This is a genomic window from Rhodococcus tukisamuensis NBRC 100609 (genome assembly GCF_001894985.1).
Lineage (GTDB): Bacteria > Actinomycetota > Actinomycetes > Mycobacteriales > Mycobacteriaceae > Rhodococcus_G > Rhodococcus_G tukisamuensis.
On the sequence record NZ_BCXG01000041.1, the window covers coordinates 1 to 20,349 of the forward strand.

The 20,349-nt window shown below is 71.0% G+C and carries 20 protein-coding genes; 15 read left to right on the forward strand and 5 right to left on the reverse strand.

The window, feature by feature from the left end; translation table 11 throughout:
• Positions 1–438, reverse strand: a 438-nt coding sequence (locus RT2_RS24040; RefSeq protein ID WP_503826520.1) for a Rossmann-fold NAD(P)-binding domain-containing protein, incomplete at its 3' end; no start/stop codon positions are given.
• 305 nt (positions 439–743) lie between these two features.
• Here RT2_RS24040 and RT2_RS24045 point away from each other — a divergent pair.
• The 3 genes from RT2_RS24045 to RT2_RS24060 all read left to right on the forward strand — a co-directional run bounded on the left by RT2_RS24045 (position 744) and on the right by RT2_RS24060 (position 2,861).
• On the forward strand, positions 744–1,118 hold the full coding sequence (locus RT2_RS24045; protein ID WP_072847330.1) for a DUF488 domain-containing protein: 375 nt from the start codon (positions 744–746) through the stop codon (positions 1,116–1,118).
• Between the two features lie 295 nt (positions 1,119–1,413).
• Positions 1,414–2,232, forward strand: coding sequence for a maleylpyruvate isomerase family mycothiol-dependent enzyme (locus RT2_RS24055; protein ID WP_072847349.1), 819 nt, complete (start codon positions 1,414–1,416; stop codon positions 2,230–2,232).
• On the forward strand, positions 2,232–2,861 hold the full coding sequence (locus RT2_RS24060) for a Type 1 glutamine amidotransferase-like domain-containing protein (protein WP_072847332.1): 630 nt from the start codon (positions 2,232–2,234) through the stop codon (positions 2,859–2,861). The genes RT2_RS24055 and RT2_RS24060 overlap by 1 nt, the downstream gene beginning before the upstream one ends.
• 32 nt (positions 2,862–2,893) lie before the next feature.
• On the opposite strand, the gene RT2_RS24065 is transcribed toward RT2_RS24060, so the two are convergent.
• Entirely contained in the window at positions 2,894–3,205 is a 312-nt protein-coding gene (locus RT2_RS24065) for a hypothetical protein (protein ID WP_072847333.1), read from the reverse strand.
• Positions 3,206–3,736: 531 nt separating this feature from the next.
• Between RT2_RS24065 and RT2_RS24070 the strand changes: the two genes are divergently transcribed.
• From RT2_RS24070 to RT2_RS24095, 6 genes are read left to right on the forward strand one after another with little or no spacing between them, the layout of a single operon-like run.
• Positions 3,737–5,203 carry a wax ester/triacylglycerol synthase domain-containing protein gene (locus RT2_RS24070; RefSeq protein ID WP_072847334.1) on the forward strand — a complete coding sequence of 489 codons (1,467 nt, stop codon included), beginning with the start codon at positions 3,737–3,739 and terminating at the stop codon, positions 5,201–5,203.
• Between the two features lie 3 nt (positions 5,204–5,206).
• Positions 5,207–7,513 (forward strand): glycerol-3-phosphate 1-O-acyltransferase, encoded by a 2,307-nt coding sequence (locus tag RT2_RS24075; protein ID WP_072847335.1) that lies wholly within the window; start codon positions 5,207–5,209, stop codon positions 7,511–7,513.
• Positions 7,510–8,943 (forward strand): HAD-IB family hydrolase, encoded by a 1,434-nt coding sequence (locus RT2_RS24080; RefSeq protein WP_072847336.1) that lies wholly within the window; start codon positions 7,510–7,512, stop codon positions 8,941–8,943. The genes RT2_RS24075 and RT2_RS24080 overlap by 4 nt, the downstream gene beginning before the upstream one ends.
• A gap of 50 nt (positions 8,944–8,993) precedes the next feature.
• Entirely contained in the window at positions 8,994–9,617 is a 624-nt protein-coding gene (locus tag RT2_RS24085) for a DUF4232 domain-containing protein (protein ID WP_072847337.1), read from the forward strand.
• 26 nt (positions 9,618–9,643) lie between these two features.
• A complete protein-coding gene (locus RT2_RS24090; RefSeq protein WP_072847338.1) occupies positions 9,644–10,006 on the forward strand; it encodes an iron chaperone in 363 nt (120 codons plus the stop codon).
• Between the two features lie 14 nt (positions 10,007–10,020).
• Positions 10,021–11,403 (forward strand): FAD-binding oxidoreductase, encoded by a 1,383-nt coding sequence (locus RT2_RS24095; RefSeq protein WP_072847339.1) that lies wholly within the window; start codon positions 10,021–10,023, stop codon positions 11,401–11,403.
• Between the two features lie 10 nt (positions 11,404–11,413).
• Here RT2_RS24095 and RT2_RS26685 read toward each other — a convergent pair whose 3' ends face one another.
• Both RT2_RS26685 and RT2_RS24105 read right to left on the reverse strand, forming a co-directional pair.
• On the reverse strand, positions 11,414–11,626 hold the full coding sequence (locus tag RT2_RS26685; RefSeq protein WP_245709488.1) for a hypothetical protein: 213 nt from the start codon (positions 11,624–11,626) through the stop codon (positions 11,414–11,416).
• A gap of 198 nt (positions 11,627–11,824) precedes the next feature.
• Positions 11,825–12,367, reverse strand: a complete 543-nt coding sequence (locus tag RT2_RS24105) for a DUF3558 domain-containing protein (RefSeq protein ID WP_169888550.1) — start codon at positions 12,365–12,367, stop codon at positions 11,825–11,827.
• Positions 12,368–12,548: 181 nt separating this feature from the next.
• Between RT2_RS24105 and RT2_RS24110 the strand changes: the two genes are divergently transcribed.
• The 4 genes from RT2_RS24110 (at position 12,549) to RT2_RS24125 (ending at position 18,148) form a co-directional block, all read left to right on the forward strand.
• Positions 12,549–13,619, forward strand: a complete 1,071-nt coding sequence (locus tag RT2_RS24110; protein ID WP_072847340.1) for a TY-Chap domain-containing protein — start codon at positions 12,549–12,551, stop codon at positions 13,617–13,619.
• 63 nt (positions 13,620–13,682) lie between these two features.
• The gene (locus RT2_RS24115) at positions 13,683–14,387 is read left to right on the forward strand and encodes an SIMPL domain-containing protein (RefSeq protein WP_072847341.1); all 705 of its coding nucleotides are present in this window, start codon (positions 13,683–13,685) and stop codon (positions 14,385–14,387) included.
• 124 nt (positions 14,388–14,511) lie between these two features.
• Positions 14,512–14,793 (forward strand): GNAT family N-acetyltransferase, encoded by a 282-nt coding sequence (locus RT2_RS24120; RefSeq protein ID WP_072847352.1) that lies wholly within the window; start codon positions 14,512–14,514, stop codon positions 14,791–14,793.
• A 127-nt stretch (positions 14,794–14,920) separates the two neighbouring features.
• The gene (locus RT2_RS24125) at positions 14,921–18,148 is read left to right on the forward strand and encodes a DEAD/DEAH box helicase (RefSeq protein ID WP_072847342.1); all 3,228 of its coding nucleotides are present in this window, start codon (positions 14,921–14,923) and stop codon (positions 18,146–18,148) included.
• Positions 18,149–18,151: 3 nt separating this feature from the next.
• Here RT2_RS24125 and RT2_RS24130 read toward each other — a convergent pair whose 3' ends face one another.
• On the reverse strand, positions 18,152–18,763 hold the full coding sequence (locus tag RT2_RS24130; RefSeq protein WP_072847343.1) for a TetR/AcrR family transcriptional regulator: 612 nt from the start codon (positions 18,761–18,763) through the stop codon (positions 18,152–18,154).
• A gap of 67 nt (positions 18,764–18,830) precedes the next feature.
• Between RT2_RS24130 and RT2_RS24135 the strand changes: the two genes are divergently transcribed.
• Complete coding sequence (locus RT2_RS24135) at positions 18,831–19,766, forward strand: NAD-dependent epimerase/dehydratase family protein (RefSeq protein ID WP_072847344.1); 936 nt, start codon at positions 18,831–18,833, stop codon at positions 19,764–19,766.
• A 65-nt stretch (positions 19,767–19,831) separates the two neighbouring features.
• Positions 19,832–20,113 carry a GNAT family N-acetyltransferase gene (locus RT2_RS24140; protein ID WP_072847345.1) on the forward strand — a complete coding sequence of 94 codons (282 nt, stop codon included), beginning with the start codon at positions 19,832–19,834 and terminating at the stop codon, positions 20,111–20,113.
• Positions 20,114–20,349 lie beyond the last annotated feature (236 nt).

Genomic DNA, 20,349 nt, shown 5'->3' on the forward strand with positions numbered 1-20,349 from the left:
GACCGACTTGTAGCCGGCGACGTTGGCCTGCGAGGACAGCGCGTCCATCACCTGGGCGCGGGAGATACGCGGGATCGCCTCGACGGCGTAGGCCTCGACACCGGCGGCGGCGAGCGCGGCGATGCCGGACTCGTTGGTGCGCGGGGCGAGGAACCCGATCAGCTTCTGCCCCGGCCGCAGCCGGCCGGTCTCCTCGGTGTTGGGGGCGGCGACCTTGAGGACCACGTCGGCGGACCACGCGTCGCCGATGGTGGCGCCGGCCTCCTTGTAGAGCTCGTCGGGCATGAGGGCGGCGAGCCCGGCACCGGACTCGACGATGACGTCGACGCCCTTGCCGATCAACGAGGCGACCATCTTGGGGACCAGCGCGACCCGTCGTTCACCGTCGTTCGTTTCCCGAACGACGCCGACCGTAGGGCGCGGCGTAGTGCTCTGCATTGTGTCCAACTGACTGTGACTTCCTGAGGTAGACGGTGTCGGGGCTGCTACGGGTGGGGCCCCGCGTGCGACAAGCGGAAGATGACCCAGCTCGCACGAAGTGCCTCATGCTAGCCAGAGGTTTGACCGTTTTGGGAAACCAAATCCTGCCCACTGGGCACTGAATCGAATCCGAACAGTGCCGTACTGGGCAAATGTACTGTCGAATGTGATCCCAGTCACGTCTAGTAACCTGGGTGATACAGGCCGTAACGCGCGCGTCACGGCACGTAACCTGGACGACACAGCTCGAGCCGGAGGTGCCGATGACCAGTCACACCCCCCTGACCGTCACTGTCGAGCGCGTATACGACCACCCGGAGCCCGAGCCCGGCGCCCGGATCTTCGTCGACCGGCTGTGGCCGCGCGGCATCCGGAAGGACGCCTTCCACTACGACGACTGGGCCAAGGACCTGGCGCCGTCGAGCGAGCTGCGCACCTGGTACAGCCACGAAGTCGCGCACTACCGGGAGTTCCGGGCCCGGTACCTCGCGGAGCTCGAGTCGGACTCCGGGCAGGAGGCGATCGCCCGGGTCAAGGACCTGGCCGCCGGCCGGCCGCTGGTGTTGCTCACCGCCGTCCGCGACCTCGACCACAGCCACGCCGTCGTGCTGGCCGAGTTCCTCTCCCAGTCGGCATGAGCGGCACTACCGAGAACGTGAGCGGCACTACTGAGTAATAGGAACCAACTGCTGAGTAAGTGGAGCTGCCCGGTGAGTGGGACGACACCGGCGAGAGGTGCGGCCACGTGAGAGACGATGGCATCGGCGGGGACCCAGCCTGCTGGCTCGACCGGGTCTGCCCCGACTGCGGCGCGTTCGTACCCGACGGACCCGAAAATGGCTGCGTTCGTTGCGGATACGGTCTCGATGTGTGTTCGGACGCGGCCCCGGGGACGCGACCCATAGAGTGAAGTCCGTGAGTGAGACAAAGAAGCTGACCCTGCTCGCCCGCGAACCGCTGACCACCGCGCTCGTCGAACAGTGGGACGTCATCGCCGGCCTGCTCGACGACCTCGCCGACGACGAGTGGTCGACGCCCTCGCCGCTTCCGGGCTGGACCGTTCAGGACGTGGTCTCGCACCTGATCGGCATCGAGTCGATGCTCAGCGGCATCGATCCCCCGCTGGCGGAGGAAGCCGTGCCGGCGCTGCCGCACGTGCACAATCCGATCGGTTCCTTCAACGAGCGCTGGGTGCTGGGACTGCGCGGACACTCCCCCGCCGCGATGCGCGAGACCTACAGGGAGGTCACCGGCCGGCGCGCCGAGGCGCTCGCCGCGATGACCCAGGACGACTTCGACGCCCCGGCGATCACGCCGGTGGGACCGGAGAGCTACGGGCGGTTCATGCGGACCCGGCTCTTCGACTGCTGGTTCCACGAGCACGACATCCGCGACGCAATCGGCCGGCCCGGCGACGAGGGCGGCCCCCGCGCCGAGTACGCGCTGGCCGAACTGCTCGGCGGGCTCGGCTTCGCCGTCGGCAAGAAGGGCAAGGCGCCGGACGGCTCGTCGGTCACCTTCGCACTGTCTGGTCCGCTTGCCCGCGAGATTCACGTCGCGGTGGACGGCCGCGCCGCGGTGGTACCGGAGCTCGCCGGCCCGCCGACCGCGACGGTGAGCATGGACTCCCGGCTGTTCACCCGGCTGTGCGGCGGCCGGGTGGACCCGGCGGCACACCTCGACGAGATCGGTCTCGCCGGAGACGAGGAGCTCGGCCGGCGGGTGGCCGCCCACCTCGCCTTCACCATCTGATGCGGCTGTTCCTGTCCTCGTACCGCTTCGGCACGGACCCGGGCCGGCTGTTGCGGCTGGTCGGGACGCCCGGCCGGGTCGCGGTGATCGCGAACGCCGCGGACGCCTGGGGCAGCGCCCGCGACTCCGCGGTGGTCAGCGACCTGGTGCCGCTACGGCGGCTGGGGTTCTCGCCGGAGGAACTGGACCTGCGCGAGTACGTGGGCGACCCCGGGTCGCTGCGGGAGCGGCTGGCCGGGTTCCCCATGGTGTGGGTGCGCGGCGGAAACACCTTCGTCCTGCGCGCACAGTTCGCGCGCAGCGGCGCCGACACGGTGCTCACGGAACTGCTGCGGGCCGACGCGCTGGTCTACGCCGGGTACAGCGCCGGCGCGTGCGTGATGTCGCCGAGCCTGCGCGGCCTCGAGACACTGGACGACCCCACTGAGGTCGAGCCGACATGTGGGGTGCCGGTGCGATGGGACGGGCTCGGGCTGATCGACCACGCCATCGTGCCGCACTTCCGCTCACCGGGGTACGGCGACGACGAGTCCGCCATGATCGAGGCGGTCGCCGAGCGATACCGACGCGAGGGCACCACATACAAAACCCTCACCGACGACGAGGTGATCGTCATCGGTGAGGGTTGAGGTAGTCGGGCGGCTGAGTCAGGGCGTCTGGGTCAGGCGAAGTCGGCGACGCGGGCCGGGAACAGGGACTTGCGGCGGGCCGCCTTGAGCCGGCGCCGCGACACCTCGTCGGCGCCACCGAGCAGCGCGTCGACCAGGAGCTCCGGGTCTCGCTGCCAGGCCGCGAGGATCGAGACCAGTGCCTCGTCCGAGAACATCCCGCTCTCCGACAGCGCGTTCATCCACTCGGCGTTCTCGCCGTCCCGGACGCGGTCGATCGCGTGGACGTCAACCTCGCCACCGTCGAACTCGTAGGACAGCACTGCATTGACCAGGTCATTCGTGGGGGATCCCAGATCTCGCATCGTGTTGGTCCCTTCGTCGGATGGCGGTTCGCCAATGCTGTAACACTTCGACGCCCTGGAGCGATGAGGACAACTTAACCCCGATTTGCCCATCGCGCTGGGGCTACCTAACACGTTCTGGTAACAGAGTTACCGATGTGGCGATTGTTGCTTGTGTGACGACTTTCGCCGAAGTTTTTCCGTCGGCAGGTGTAACGATCGTCCTTTGTCGAGCGATAAGCACGTACTCATCCCGGCTAGTGAGACTTGCGTCACACCTTAGCCCGGGCGGTGGAGCCGCCGACCACCGACCCGCGGTGTCGGTCGGCCTCGGGCCGTTCGTGCCCCTGCCCTCGGTCGCCGGTCCTCGGCGGCCGCCCGGTTCGGCGCGTCGCGCCATCGCGCCGGCACCGTGCCGACCGGCCCCGTGCCCCGCCGCCGACCCGCCCGGACACCCACCGCCCACGACCGGCAAAGCGGTGCGCACGGGCCGCGTCGGGTCCACACTGGGATCCACGACCACGGGTTGGACACGACCGAGGGAGCGCGAACATGGGCGACGGCGATCCACTGATTCCTCCCAGCGCGGTGGACGTCGACCTCTCCGCGATCGCGTGGGGTGCGGACCGCACGATGTCCGACTTCGAGACCGGCATGTGGCGGATGGAAGAGGCGCAGCCCCAGCTGCGCTCACCGATCGTCGCCGTCGAGGTCCTCGATCACGCCCCGGACTGGGACCGGCTGGTGGAGGCGCACGAGTGGGCCTCTCACATCGTGCCGCGGATCCGGATGCGCGCCGTCGAACCGGCGCTGCACCTGGGCAACCCGGTGTGGTCGGTGGACCCGGAGTTCGACCTCGGCTACCACCTGCGCCGGGTCCGGCTGCCCGCCCCCGCCGACTTCGACCACGCGCTGCGGATGTGCCGGCACCTGGCCACCGAGCCGTTCGACAAGGCCCGGCCGCCGTGGAACGCCCTGCTCATCGAGGGCCTCGACGACGGCCGCGCGGTGTACGTGGTCAAGACCCACCACTCCATCACCGACGGCCTCGGCGGCATCCAGATGATGACGCTGCTGCACAGCCGCCGCCCCGACCACACCCCGGACAAGCCGGACCGCCGGCCCGCGCCGCCCGAGCACCTGTCCACCGTCGACGCGTTCAACGAGGAGGCGCTCAACGAACTGAAGCGAACGCCCGGCCGGCTGGCCCGCCTGGTCCGCGGCGCCACCGACCTCGCGACGTCGGCGATCGTCCGGCCGTTCGACACCGCGGCCGAGGTCCTGGGCTACGCGAACTCGCTGCGCCGGATCGTGACGCCACCGGCCAGGGAGGGTTCGCCGCTGCTGCGCACCCGCGGACTCGGGCGGTGGTTCGGGGTGCTCGAGGTGGGGGTTCCCGAACTCAAGGCGGCGGGGCACGCAGCGGGCGGCTCCCTCAACGACGCCTACGTCGCGACCCTGCTCGGCGGGTTCCGCCGCTACCACGAGGAGCTCGGCCGGCCGGTCGAGAGCATCCCGATGGGCATGCCGATCAGCATGCGCACCGACTCGGACCCGTCCGGCGGCAACAGGTTCGCCGCGGTCCGTTTCAACGGCCCGGTCGCCGAGCCGGATCCCGCCGCGCGGGTCCGGCAGGTGCGCAAGATCGTGCTGGGGCTGCGCGAGGAGCCGGCACTCGACGCCCTCGACCTGGCCGCGCCGGTCCTGTCCCGACTGCCCACCTACGTACTGGCCAACTGGTACCTCTCGCAGTCCACCGGCCTCGACCTGCAGGCAAGCAACGTCGCCGGCGTCCCGGTCCCGGTGTACCTGGCCGGCGCGAAGATCGAGCGGATGTTCCCGTTCGGTCCCGCGCCCGGCTGCGCGGCGATGGCCACCCTCGTCTCCCACGTCGGGGTCTGCTGCATCGGGATCAACCTGGACACCGCCGCGATCACCAAGCCCACCCTGCTCATGAGGTGCCTGCAGGAGAGTCTCGACGAGATGGTGGCCCTCGGGGCCGCGACGGAAGGCGTGTGAGCGATGACCGACACTCCGACCCGGCAGCGGGTCTACCTGACCGAGACCATGACCGAGGCCGAGGCCGGCGTACTGCGCACCTGGATCGCCGGGAAGTCGACGGCGGCCGGGGTTCCGGTGGCGACCGTGGCGATCACCGACCGGAACCTCACCGACCTCGCCAAACGCACCGACGACCCGCTCCTCTCCCCGCTGCGGGTGGTGTGGATCCCGGACTCCGGCCGCAGGCGCAACCCCGCGGTCCGGCTGCGCGAGGCGCTGGCCCCGCGGGACCCGCTGCATCCGGGCCGCGGTGCGCAGCGCCGGACGCTGCGCACCGACCCGGCCCGGGTCCGGGTCATCGAGGGCGAACCCGCCCCCCTGAGCGACCTCGAGCGCCGGCTCACCGAGAGCGGCGGCGGCTCGCTGCCCGAGTACATCCGCCGCCAGGCCGCACTCGCCCTCGAGCGCGCGGAACTGGGACTGCTCGGCAGCCAATACAAGGTCTCCCGCTTCGTCGTCGACGAGATCACCGACACCCGCCGGTTCTACACCGGGACACTGGATCTCGCCGAGCAGCTGGGCCTGACGGTCGCCGAGGTGGACAAGCGGGCCCGGGCCGACCTCGACGAGATGGTCGCCACCCAGAGCCGGCAGGCGATCGCGGTGTGGGACCGGCTCGGCCGGTACTTCTCCCGCGCCTACCGGATCGACGTGGACACCAGCCGCTTCGAGGAACTGCGGGCACTGAACAAGGAGCACTCGCTGGTGTTCCTGCCGAGTCACCGCTCCTACCTGGACCCGCTGGTGCTGCGGCCGGCGCTGCTCGCCAACGGGCTGCCGCTCAACCACGTGATGGGCGGGCTCAACGTCGGCTTCTGGCCGATCGGCCCGATCAGCAAGCGCAGCGGCACCGTGTTCATCCGCCGCAAGTTCGGCACCGACGAGGTCTACAAGTGGTCGCTGCGCGAGTACATGCGGTATCTGCTCACCAAGCGGTTCAACCTCGAGTGGTACATCGAGGGCGGCCGCGGCCGGACCGGGAAGCTGCGGCCGCCGCGCTTCGGCCTGCTGACGTACCTGACCAAGGCGTTCCGGGTCAGCGGCGCGTCCGACGTGTACCTGGTGCCGGTGGCGCTGAGCTACGACCAGCTCTACGAGGTCGGCGCGATGGCCGCGGAGGCGCACGGGGCGGAGAAGAAGCCGGAGGGCCTGCGCTGGATGGTCGGCTACGTCCGCGCGCAGGGCACCCGCAACGGCGTCGCGCACGTGACGATCGGCCGGCCGCTCTCCCTCGCCGAGGCGCTCCGGCAGGAGCCGGACCAGCGCCTGGCCATCCAGAAGGCTGCCTTCGAGGTGTGCCACCGGATCAACGAGGTGACGCCGGTGACGGCGTCCTCGCTGGTGATGCTCGCCTTCCTCGGCATCGAAGACCGCGCGCTGACCGTCCCGGAGCTCGGCTTCATCCTCGGTCCGATGGTGGACTACATCACCGCGCGCGGCCTGCCCACCGCCGGGGACGTGGACCTCAATGACCCAAGGGTGATCCGCAAGGCCCTGCTGACCCACGTCGACTCGGGCGTGCTGCGCCGTTTCGACAAGGGCGACGAGCGGGTCTACTACCTGGGCAAGGACCAGCATCTGGTGGCGGCGTTCTACCGCAACAACACCATTCACTTCCTGGTGGCCCGGGCGATCGCCGAGCTGGTGCTGCAGGCGGCGGTTGACGAGCACTTCGACGATCCCATCGCCGACGGCTGGGCGGAGGCCAAGCGGATCCGGGACCTGCTGAAGTTCGAGTTCTTCTTCAGCGACCGGGACACCTTCGAGCGGGAGATGCGCACCGAGCTGGGCCTGATCGACCCCGAGTGGGAGTCCTTCATGACCGATCCGGGGCGTACCGAGACCATGCTCGCCTCGGTGCGGCCGTACCTGGCGCACCGGGTGCTGCTGCCGTTCCTCGAGGCGTACCAGGTGGTCGCCGACCAACTGGTGCTGGCGCCGCCGTCGAAGGCGTTCGACGAGAAGGCATTCATCACGCACTGCCTCGACGTCGCGCAGCAGCGGCGACTGCGCCAGCAGATCGCCAGCAGCGAGTCGGTCTCCGGTGAGCTGTTCGCGACCGCGCTGAACCTGGCCCGCAACCGGGACCTGGTGGAGGCCGTCGACGACGGCGTCAAGGCCCGACGGGAGGCGTTCGCCGAGGAGCTCCGGGTCCTGGTGGCGCGGCTGCGACACATCCGCGCGCTCGCACACGCACGGCTCGACCTGCTGACCGAGCCGACGCCCGGCGACCTGCGGGCGACGCGGTCCGAGGAGCCGGGCCAGTGACCGGCGTCGAGGACCTCCGCCGCGCGATCGCCGCCGCGCCGCCCGGGCCGGGCACGCTGGCCGCGTTCGACCTGGACGGCACCCTGATCAGCGGCTACTCGGCCAGCGTGGTGTACCGCGATCGCTTGCGGCGCTTCGACATCAGCGTCGGCGAGCTGCTGCGCACCACCGGCGCGGCGATCGACACCCAGTTCCGCGGCGCCGACGTCGGCGCGCTGATGAAGATCGGCGTGCAGTCGCTGGCCGGCCGGATGGACGACGAGTTGCTCGAGTGGGGGCAGCGGCTGTTCCGGCAGGAGATCGCGGGGATGATCTACCCGGACGTGCGTGACCTGCTCGCCGCGCACCGGCGGGCCGGGCACACCGTGCTGATGGCCACCTCCGCCACCCCGTACCAGGCCCGGTTCGTGGCCGACGACCTCGACATCGAGGACGTGCTGTGCACCGAACCCGAGGTCATCGACGGGATGCTGACCGGCGAGCTGGCGTCACCACCGCTGTGGGGCCAGGCCAAGGCGAGCGCACTGGCCGACTACGCAAAGGAGGCGGGCGCGGACCTGGCGGACGCGTTCGCCTACTCCAACGGCGTCGAGGACGTGCCGATGCTCAAGTCGGTGGGCCGGCCGGTCGCGCTGAACCCGGACCGCGGCCTGGCCGGGGTGGCCCGCCGCAAGCGCTGGCCGTCGGTGACGCTACCCAAGCCGCAGCGCGGGGCCACTCCCGTGGCCGCCGTCCGCACCGCCACCGCGATGGGGGCGTTGGCGGCGACCGCGGCGGTCGGCGCGTCGGCCGGGTTGCTCACCGGGAACCGGCAACTGGGCGCGAACCTGGTCGGCACGGTCGGCCCGGACCTGTCCCTGGCGCTGCTGGGGATCACCGTGAAGATCGACGGTGAGGAACACGCCTGGGACCACCGGCCGGCGGTGTTCATGTTCAACCACCAGAGCTCGCTGGACATGCTGGTGCTGGGCACCGTGATCAAGCGCGACGTGACGGGGGTGGCGAAGAAGGAGGCCGCGCACGACCCGCGGTTCATCCCCGTCGGCGCGCTGCTGGACGTCGCGTACATCGACCGCTCGGACACCACGAAGGCCAAGGCGGCGCTGCAGCCGGCGGTGGACAAGCTCCGCAGCGGCATCTCCATCGTGATCGCGCCGGAGGGCACCCGCTCGCCCACCCCGCGGCTCGGCCGGTTCAAGAAGGGCGGCTTCCACCTGGCGATGCAGGCGAATGTGCCGATCGTGCCGGTGGTGATCCACAACGCCGGCGACCGGATGTGGCGCAATTCCCTTGTCGCGCACTCCGGGACGGTGTACGTCACCGTGCTGGAGGCGGTGTCCACCGACGGGTGGAGTGCGGAGGGCCTGGACGGCCACGTCGAGGAGGTGCGGGCGATGTTCGAGGCCTGCCTGCACGAGGGACACCGGTGATGTCGAGTAGCGTCCGAGTCGACGAAGTCCGATTCACGAAAGGTGGCCTCATGAACCGCTTCCGGACCGCCGCGTTGCTCACCGCCGCCGCTGCGCTGACGCTGGCCGGCTGCAGTTCGAACGACACCGAACCCGCCGCGAGCACCGCTTCCGCCGCACCGACGTCCGCCGCGGCCGCCACCACGACGGCCCAGGACCTCTCCGCCCCGGAGTCCCCGGCCGCGGCGACCACCCCGGTGGACAACCCGAACACCTGCGCGGCCACCGAGCTGATGCTCACCGCGGGGCAGGCGCAGGGTGCCGCCGGGTCGACGATCGTGCCGCTGGTGTTCACCAACACCGGCGGACGCACCTGCGTGTTGAAGGGCTTCCCCGGCGTCTCGTACGTGACCGGCGAGTCGGGCACCGAGGTCGGCGCGGCGGCCGCCCGGTCCGGCGAGGAGGGCGCGGAGGTCGAGCTGGCGCCGGGCGCGACGGCGTCGGCGCAGGTCCGCGCGGTGCAGGTGGAGAACTACCCCGCGGAGATGTGCGCACCGACGCCGGTGGCCGGCCTGCGGGTCTTCCCGCCCAACGCCTACGCGTCACTGTTCCTGCCGTACCCCACCACCGGCTGCGCGAACTCCGGACCGGGGGTGTTCCAGCTCGAGGTGACCACCGTGGTGGCCGGCGGCTAGCCGCGGCTAGTTCCGAAAGGACAACCGTGGCAGACGAATTCGCGACCGTCGACGAGTACATCGCGTCGTTCCCCGACGAGGTGCGCGCCATCCTGCAGGAGATCCGGCGCACCGTCCACCGGGTGGCGCCCGGCGCGAGCGAGACGATCAGCTACAAGATCCCGGCGATCACCCTGGGCGGCAGGCACCTGGTGTACTTCGCGGGCTGGAAACGGCACGTGAGCGTGTACCCGCTGCCGTCCGGGGACGAGGAGTTCGAGGGTCGGCTCGCGCCGTACCGGTCGGGCCCGGGCACCGCGAAGTTCCCGCTCGGCAGGCCGGTCCCCTACGACCTGATCGAGCAGATCGTGGAGCTGTTGATCCTGCAGCGGCCGGGCGGCCGGGGTTGAGCGATGATGGGGTCATGACCGCCACCACCCCCGACACCCTCACCGAGCTGGCCGCCGAACTGCCCGCCGGCGCGCTGGTCACCGACCCCGACGTGACGGCCGGCTACCGGCAGGACTGGGCGGCCGACCCGAACGCCGGCACCCCGCTGGCCGTGGTCCGCGCGACCTGCACCGAGGACGTGCAGGCCGTGATGCGCTGGGCGTCGAAGCACCGCGTGCCGGTGGTGCCGCGCGGCGCCGGGTCCGGGCTGTCGGGCGGCTCGTCCGCGGTGGACGGCGGCCTCGTGCTCAGCACCGAACGGATGCGGGAGATCACCGTCGACCCGGTCACCCGGATCGCGGTGACCCAGCCCGGGTTGATGAACGCCGAGGTCAAGGCGGCCGCCGCCGAGCACGGGCTCTGGTACCCGCCGGACCCGTCGTCGTTCGAGATCTGCTCGATCGGCGGCAACGCGGCGACCAACGCGGGCGGGCTGTGCTGCGTGAAGTACGGCGTCACCACCGACTACGTGCTGGGCCTGCAGGTGGTGCTGGCCGACGGCACCGCGGTGAGGTTGGGCGGGCCGCGCCTCAAGGATGTCGCGGGGCTCTCGCTCACCAAGCTGTTCGTCGGCAGCGAGGGCACCCTCGGCGTCATCACGGAGATCACCCTGCGGCTGATCCCGGCGCAGCCGCCGGCGTCGACGATGGTCGCGTCGTTCGGGTCGGTGCGCGGCGCCGCCGACGCGGTCCTCGCGATCACCCGGAACCTGCGGCCCGCGATGCTCGAGTTCATGGACCACGCCAGCATCAACGCCGTCGAGGACTCGGTGCGGATGGGCCTGGACCGGGGCGCCCGGGCGCTCCTGCTGGCCCAGTCCGACGCGCCCGGCGCGGTGGCGGCGGAGGAGATCGCGGCGATGGTCGCGGCCTGCGAAAAGCACGGCGCCACCGAGGTGTTCGCCACCGACGACTCCGAGGAGGGCCAGGCCTTCACGGCCGCGCGGCGGTCGGTGTTCCCGGCGGTGCAGGCTCTGGGCAGCCTGCTGCTCGAGGACGTCGGGGTGCCGATGCAGGCGCTGCCGCAGATGATCACCGGCGTCGAGGAGATCGCGCAGGACTGCGATGTGCTGATCTGCGTGGTCGCGCACGCCGGCGACGGCAACACCCACCCGCTGATCGTGTTCGACCCGTCCGACCCCGACGAGACGGACCGCGCGCAGCGCGCGTTCGGCCTGGTGATGGACCTCGCGATCGCGTTGGGCGGGACCATCACCGGCGAGCACGGCGTCGGCCGGCTCAAGCGGGACTGGCTGCCCTACCAGCTGGGCGAGGACGTGATGGAGCTGAACCGGCGGATCAAGACGGCCCTGGACCCGCAGGGGATCCTGAATCCGGGGGCGGTGCTCGCGGAGTGAGCGCGGGCGGTCAGCCGCCCGCGCGGTCGATTCCGTGAGCGGCGGACCGGTCCGCGGCGTCGTAGGCGGCGCCGATCTTCTCGAAGAGTTCGCGCATCTGCTCGACGACCGTGATGTGGTCGGCGAGGGCCTGGTCGAGTGAGTAGTCGCCGCCGGAGGCCTTCTTCGAGAACTTTGCGGCGAGGGTGACGCCGGTGGGGAGGAGGGTGCCAAAACCTTCCATACTCGAAAGTCCCCTGGAATCTTCCTTCATCTTCTCGAGCTCTGCTGAAAACTCAACGCACCGCTGCGCGCAGCGCCGAGCCACATCGGGCGCGAGATAGAGGTCGCCAGAATCTGCCATTGCACCAAGTGCCTGCCATTGTGATACCGGACTATCAGACATGTACTGCTCCCCCAACAGCCGAACGGATGCGGTGTTCTAGCGCGGAATCACAGAATCGAATGCACGGGCTGCGTTCAACGCGAGGTCACATGGATTCGCGGCGGCTGGCGTTCCCGAGTTCAGACTGGCCCGGATCTGAGTTGATCCGTCCGCGGTTCGCAGCACAACGTCACAACTCTCCCGCTTGTCGTCCACCACCTCCCGATACGAGTACGCCTCGCGGTCGCCAACCTCCTGCCGCTGGAAGTCGGTATTGCGCTTGTTCGCCAGAAAGTCGTCCAACGTATGGGTCGTGGCGAATACCGACTGGATGTAGCCGATGCCGTCCCATCGACAAACGCTCCAGCCAGGCTGCTTGACTCCACGAATGTCCCGCGACTCCGTCGCCGGATCCAACCCCACACCCCGCAACACCTCGTCCGGAATGTCGTCACACGGACTGATCACCGGCTCCGTCAGACCACTCGTCGGCTTCGCCACCACGGCCTCCCTCGCGACCGTCTCGGAACCGCACCCGACCATCACCGCCGCACCGCACGCCCCCGCGGCGACGACCAGGATCACCCGTTTCAGCAGCACAACGCTCCCCCCAGACCGGTCGGCACCCGTCCACCCTAATTGGACGCGGCCGCCCCCCGCCCGGTTCCGCGGCGCCATGCGGTGTTGGTCGACTCGTCGCCTGGCCTCCCGAACCGCCTCGGCTGCTCGCACTACCCTGGGAGGCAACACCGAAGCACTCACGAAACAGGGCAGGAGGATCATGGGCAACTTCGACGACAGCGTCGAGCAGGCATGGAGCGACTTCCAGGCACGCCTGGCCGACGTCATCGCGACCATGCACGACGACGACCTGCTGGCCCTCGAACTGGGCGAAGAGTCCACCGTCGAGGGCTTCGTCCCCTGCGTGCAGTTCCTGGCGTGGGGCGGCGACCAGGTCCGATGCGAGGTCCCGTCCAACTCGTACCTCGACCCGCGGCACCGGCTGACCGAGTCGGACGAGGCGCGCCTGGTCGAGCTCGGCTGGCACCGCCCGACCCGCCAACCCGACAGCGAACCCGACGCGGGGTCGCCGGCGTTCTACGTCGACAAGCCCGCCAACTGGGCCGACCAGCTGGCGGCGATGGCGGTGACCGTGTTCCGGGAGACCTGGAGCGTGCCGCACCCGTCGTTCCTGCACACCGAGGCGCTGGGCACCATCGAGGGACAGGGCTTCGACGCCACTCCGCCCGCGGCGGACGACCCGGACGCGCTGGACATCGCGGAGGCCGTCGTCCCCCGGGACGAGGAGCACCTGCGCGACCTGGTCCGCCGCACCCTCTCGCACATCTTCGACGACCCGTACGACCTCGAGCGCGACGGCGACTTCATGCTCGTCACCAGCAAGGCCATCGGGACCGTCAGCCCCTGGTTCGAGGGCGAGGAGGTGCAGCTGTGGGTGCCGCTGGTCCAGCACCTCAGCGACCGGAACCGGGCCGGCGAGCTGGTCGCCGACCTCAACCGCGAGTGGCCGCGGCTCGAGTTCACCCTCGCCGGGGACCGGGTCGCGGTCCGCACCGCGGTGCCCGCGAACCCGTACGTGCCGCAGGACCTGATCGACACGCTCGGCGACCTGTACGCGTTCGTCCGAACCCTCGACGACGAGTTCGCGCAGCGGTTCGGCGGCACCCTCAACTACCCGCGCCCGGGCGCCGGGTCCGCAGCGGACGAGCCCACACCCGGCGTGGGTGAGGACCCGCCCGGCCCCGCGGCAAAGCCCCCGAGCAACCCGGCTCGGCAGATGGGGCTGTTCGCCGACCCGACCGCCGAGCAGACGCTGTTCGACGAACCCTGAGACGGTGGACCGGTCGGGCCTGATCGGCGCCGACATGTCAGACCCCGCTGGAACACTGACGCGATGACCGCCACCCCCGTCGCCATCACCGTCACCGGCCACGCCGAGCGGGCGTTCAAGCCCAACCGCTGCACGGTGATGCTCCGGGTCGCCTTCGACGGGGCCACCCACGAGGAGGCCGCGGACCCGGCCGCCGAGACGGTCGCCGGCCTGACCAAGATGATCACCGCGCTGCACGAGGACAAGGCCGGCCCCGTCGTCCGGTGGACCATGGACCAGGTCCACCACTCCCGCCGCCGGCCGTACCACCGCGACGGCAAGAAGCGCCCCTGGAACTACCAGTCGACGGCCACCCTCACCGCGACGTTCCGCGACCACCAGGCCGTCGCCGTGTTCGTCGACGACGCCGCCGACCTCGAGGGTGTCGACGTCGGGCGCCTGCGCTGGACCATGACGAAGAAGGCCCGCGCCAAGCGGCTCGCCCAGGTCCGCGACCTCGCCGTGCAGGACGCCCTCGCGAAGGCCCGCGGCTACACGATGAGCCTGGGCTGCACCACCATTCACGTGGTCGCCCTCGCCGACCCCGGCATGCTCGGCATCCGCAACCAACCCGACCGCGGTCGCCCGCCGGCGCGCCACTACGCCACGGACATGGTCGGCGACGCCCCGGAGTCCCTCGACAGCGCCGACGAGCGCCCGGTCACCGCCCTCGAGCCCGAACGTCTCGTCATTCGCGCCGACGTCGAGGCCCGGTTCGAGGCGTCCTGAGCGCCCGACCGCCGCAAAGCAGTCAGCGCGCCCGGCCCGGTCGCCGCCCCGGAATCCCGGCGGCCGCGCCGCTCGGTAGCGTCGAGGCAGACACCCACCGACGAAGGGAACCGTGACCGTGACCGTGACGAACCGCATCGAGCACCAGCCGGAGCAGCGCACGTTCGAGATCTACGTCGACGACGTCCTCGCCGGCCACGCCGACTACACCCAGACCGACGGCGTGCGCGACTTCGACCACACCGTGGTGAGCCCCGAGTTCGGCGGTCAGGGCCTCGCCGGCCAGCTCGTCACGGCCGCCCTCGACGCCACCCGCGCGGAGGGCTTCAAGATCGCGACCTCGTGCTCGTACGTGGAGAAGTTCGTCGGCAAGAACACCGAGTACCAGGACCTGCTCGCCGCCTGACGGGCCGCCGCTCCCCTCGAAGCCGGGGGGAGCGGCACCCGCAGAACGTCCCGGGCGGCCGGCCGAAGTCCACCCGCGCTCGAAGCGCCGGCCAGGCCGCCCCGCCGTCTCGGCTACCGTCGACCCCATGCTCTCCCCCGCCGACCGCGACCACACCCTCTCCACCCTGGTGCGCATCGTCGGCCAGACCACCTACGACCGCGGCGTCCGCTACGCCGGGCGGGGCTCGGTCATCGAGCTGGACTGGATGCCGGACCAGCACCGGGCCGTGGGCCTGGTCGACGGCACCGACCTGTACCGCACCGAGGTCGACTTCACCCCGCGCGCCGACCGGCTCGAGTTCGCGATGGGCCGGTGCAGCTGCCCGGTCCGGATGAACTGCAAGCACGCCGTCGCCCTGACGGTCGCGCTGCTGGACCAGTCCGAGCCGGTGACCGCACCCGCGCCGCCGACCTGGGAGGAGCTGCTCGGCGCGGCCCTCGGCGACGACGCCGGCCCGGCGGCCACGGTGCCGCTGGCCGTTCAGCTCGCGCTCACCCCCGCCCCGCGGTCGCAGTACTGGCGCCTGTCCGCGCGGCTGGCCCGGCCCGGCAAGGCCGGTTGGGTCAACGCGAACATGACCTGGCCGGGCCTGCCGCACATGCGCGAGGTCGACCCCCGGCACCGCGACGTGCTCGTCGAGCTGCACACCCTGCACCAGGCGGCGCTGCGCGGCCGGCGCGCCCACGCGTACGGCGACAAGGACCTCGACCTCACGGTCATCGACAGCCCGCGGCTGTGGGCGCTGCTCGACGAGGCCGTCGGCGCCGGCGTCGAGCTGCTCTACCAGCGCAAGGGCCTCGGCGCGCTGCCCCGCCCCGGCGCCGCGCAGCTGTGCGTCGACATCGACGAGACCCGCGGCGACCTCGAGCTCACCCCCACCGTCGTCACCGACGACGCCGAGCTCCCCGTCGTCGTGCTCGGGTTCTTCGGGACGAACGCGCACGGGGTGCTGTACCTGCGCCCCGGCGACCCGCACCCGTCCTCGCCGTCGGACTGGCCGTTCCGGATCGCCCCGCTGACCGGCTCCGCGCCGCCGGCGATGCAGGAGCTGGTGATCGGCAACGCCTCCGTCACGGTGCCGGCGGCGGACGCGGACCGGTTCGCGTCCGCCTACTACCCGCGGCTCACGCGCGCCGCGACGGTCCGGTCGGTGGACGACGCGTTCACCCCGCCGACCGTCGACGGCCCGCACCTGCTGCTCACCGTCTCCTACCTGTCGGGGCACCGGGCGCAGCTGCACTGGGAGTTCCGTTACACCGTCGGCGGGGTCGAGCAGACCGTCGAGCTCTACCCCGGGACGCTCGAGTCGTTCCGCGACGTCGACGGCGAGCGGGCGGTGGTCGCCGGGCTGGATCTGCCGCTCGAGGAGTACGGGCTGCGCACCGGCGGGGGCGCGCTGGTCTCGGCGGGCCTGCACGGCCTGGACACCGCGCGGATGAGCACCGAGCTGCTGCCGCTGCTGAACGCGCGTGACGACGTCGAGGTCCGGGTCCAGGGCGACGCCGCCGACTACCGCGACGCCGGCGAGACCCTGCAGATCGGCGTCGGCACCGAGGCCACCGACGACGGCGACTGGTTCGACCTCGACATCACCGTCCGCGTCGAGGACCGGCCGGTGCCGTTCCGGGACCTGTTCGCGGCGCTGACCGCCGGCGAGAGCCACCTGCTGCTGCCAGATGGCGCGTACCTCTCGCTCGAGCGCCCGGAGCTGCGGCGCCTGCGGGAGCTGATCACCGAGGCCCGCGACCTGCACGACCAGGATCCGGAACGGTTGCGGCTGAGCCGTTTCCAGGTGGGGATGTGGGAGGAGCTGGCCGCTCTCGGGGTCGTCGAGCGGCAGGCTGCGCGGTGGCGCGAGCAGGTGCAGGGGCTGCTGGAACTCACCGCCACGTCCAACCTCGAGCCGCCGGCGTCGCTGCGGGCGACGCTGCGGCCCTACCAGCTCGACGGCTTCCGGTGGCTGGCGTTCCTGTGGAGCAACGGGCTCGGCGGCATCCTCGCCGACGACATGGGCCTGGGCAAGACGGTGCAGTCGCTGGCGTTGATCTGCCATGCGAAGTCGCTCGACCCGACGCTCGCGCCGGTGCTGATCGTGGCGCCGACATCGGTGGTGCCGAACTGGGCGTCGGAGGCGGCGCGCTTCGCCCCGCACCTGAGGGTGGTCGCGGTGACCGAGACCGCGTCGAAAAGCGGTGCGGCGCTGCCGGAGTCGGCCGAAGGCGCGGACGTGGTGGTCACCTCCTACACACTCGCGAGGCTCGACGGCGAGGAGTACGCGGCGCACCGCTGGTCGATGCTGCTGCTCGACGAGGCGCAGTTCGTCAAGAACCACCGGTCCAAGGCGTACCAGTGGATGCGGCGGATCGAGGCGCCGACAAAGGTGGCGATCTCCGGCACCCCGATGGAGAACAACCTGATGGAGCTGTGGTCGCTGCTCTCGATCACCGCGCCGGGACTGTTTTCGAGCCCCACCAAGTTTCAGGAGTACTACCGCAAGCCGATCGAGACCGGCGGCGACGCAGAGCTGCTCGGGCAGCTGCGCCGCCGGATCCGTCCGTTCATGCTGCGGCGCACCAAGGAACAGGTGGCCGCGGACCTGCCGGAGAAGCAGGAGCAGGTGCTCGAGGTGGAGCTCTCGCCGCAGCACCGGCTGCTCTACGACACCCAGCTGCAGCGCGAACGCCAGAAGATCCTCGGGCTGGTGGAGGACGTCGACGCCAACCGCTTCACCATCCTGCAGTCACTGACCCTGCTGCGCCGGCTGAGCCTGGACCCGGCGCTGATCGACGACAAGCACGCCGCCGTCGGGTCCGCGAAGATCGACGCACTGATCGAGCAGCTCGAGGACGTGATCGCCGGCGGGCACCGGGCGCTGGTGTTCAGCCAGTTCACCGGCTTCCTCGACCGGGTGCGCACGCGACTGGACGACGAGGGCATCGGCTACACGTACCTCGACGGCAGCACCCGCAACCGCGGACAGGTGCTCGACGAGTTCAAGACCGGCCGTGCGCCGGTGTTCCTGATCAGCCTCAAGGCCGGCGGCTTCGGGCTGAACCTGACGGAGGCCGACTACTGCTTCCTGCTCGACCCGTGGTGGAACCCCGCCAGCGAGGCGCAGGCGGTGGACCGCACGCACCGGATCGGACAGACCCGGCACGTGATGGTGTACCGGCTGATCGCCAAGGACACCATCGAGGACAAGGTGCTGGCGCTGCAGGCGCGGAAGTCGGCACTGTTCGCGTCCGTGGTGGACGAGGGCGGGGCATTCAACGGGGCGCTGTCGGCCGAGGACATCCGGGAGCTGTTCGGGTAACGCTCAGTTCACGATGCCCGCGGCGGACGCCAACGCCTCGACCACCCAGTCGTCGTAGTCCGTTGCACTCCAGCCCCGTTCGTCGATGAGCAGGGCGTGCGTCTCGGGGCTCTGTAGTGCCAACCCGATGTCGACGCAGCGGTCGACGTCGAGTCCGTCGACCTTGCCGGCGAGCGCGGTCGCCAGATGCCGCAGCACCGTTTCGTGGTGCTCGCAGGTGGTCGCCCACAGCTGCGCGACCTCCGCATCCGCGCCCGCTGCCGCGCGGACCGCCAGCAGCACCGGGCCCACCCGGTCCAGGATCAGCCGCGCGCCGTGGACCTGGATCCGCAACTGCCCCATCGGATCCGGCTCGGCGACGGCCTCGGCGACCCACGGACGGTCCAGCGTCGCGATCGGCTCGTCGTCGCCCGCGATCGAGACGTTGAGCAGCGCGGCGAGCACGCTGCGCTTGTTGCCGAACACAAAGTAGACCGTCTGCACCGCGACACCCGCCTCCGCGGCGATCGCCTTGATGGTGGTCGACGCGTAGCCGGTAGTCGTGAACAGGGTGCGCGCCGCGGTGAGGATCTTCCGCCGCGCCGGTGTCTTGTCGTCCTCGTTCGGTGTTGCCACGAACTGAAGTGTAGATCTAGAGTGACGCACTAGAGCGTTACTCTAGTAGAGCGAATGGGAGATCGGCATGACCTCGGTACTGGTTCTGGGCGGATACGGCGCGGTCGGCCGCCACGTGGTCGAGCGGCTGCGCGCGGCGGGCACCGACGCGCTGGCCGCGGGCCGGGACCCGTCACGGGCGGACCGGGTGGTCGACCTGGCCGATCCCCGTTCCCTGGTGTCGGGGCTGGACGGGGTGTCCGCGGTGGTGAACTGCTCCGGGGCCGAGGAGCCCACGGTCGCGGCGGCGGTCGCCGGGCGCGGCATCCCGTTCGTCGACATCACCGCGACGTCCGAATACGCGCGGGAACTGGAGCAGGTGGACGGCCCGGTGCTGCTGGGCGTCGGGATCGCGCCGGGTCTGAGCGGCCTGCTCGCGACCGAGGCGGCGCGCGCGGGCGGCCCGGTGGACGTGCTGATCGGGCTCGGGGCCGGCGAGGCGCACGGGCCCGCCGCGACGGCGTGGACGTACGGGCTGCTGGGCCGACGGTTCGACGATCCGGACGGCTCACGGGTACGCAACTACACCCGGCCGACGCGTTTCGACCTCCCGGCCGAGGCGGGCTACCCGCGGTTCCCGGCGCTCCGCACGGACTTCGCGGACCAGCACCGGCTGACCGCTCAGCTCGGCGTCCCGGTGCGCAGCTACCTGCGGCTGGACTCCCGGCTCGCGACCCTCGGCCTGGCCGCGCTGACCTGGGCGCCGAGGGTGGCGGCGCTGGTGCCGGCCGGCGGCACGCCCGGCGGCGACGGCTGGGTGATCGCCGCCCGCGGCGGCGACGGCAGGTCCTGGTGGGCCACCGGCCGCGGGCAGTCGCGGGCGACGGCAGCGGTCGCGGCGCTGGCGGTCCAGCGGGTGCTGGGAAGCCCGATCGAGGCGCCGACCTGGCTGCACGAGGCGACCAGTTTGGATGAGCTCCGGCCGGCGCTGTCGAACGCCGGAATAGCGCTCGGCGACGCGTAGTTGACCCAGCTAGTACCCCGCATGGGTAGCGTGCGAGGCATCCTCCGACGAAAGGACCCGTCACCGTGGCGCACCGCATCGAGCACAAGCCGGCCGAGAACCGCTTCGCGATCCACGTCGACGACGCCCTCGCCGGGTACGCCGACTACACCGTGATCAACGGCGTGCGCGACTTCGACCACACGGTCACCGATCCCGCGTTCCGCGGGCAGGGTCTGGCCGGCAAGTTGGTTGCGGCTGCGCTGGACGCGACGCGTGCGGACGGGATCTCGATCGCGACGTCGTGCTCGTATGTGGAGAAGTTCGTCGAGCAGAATCCGGAGTACAAGGACCTGCTGGCGGCGTAGCTCAAGTTGTCGCAGTTAGGTCAGCGGTCGTACGCAGGTGATGGGGCTCCGAGATTCGAGAAGCATCGCGCGGGGCCGGCGCACCGCCCACCAGACCGAACTGTCCCAGGTTTGATGCCGCTCGTACGCTAGCGGCATCTCCAGTTGGGACGCCGATTGCTGAGCATGGGCCGCCGCCGGCGCCAGTGCTTCGCGGAGAGGCGGAACGGAAGGTGCTCCTGGACGTGCGCAGCGGC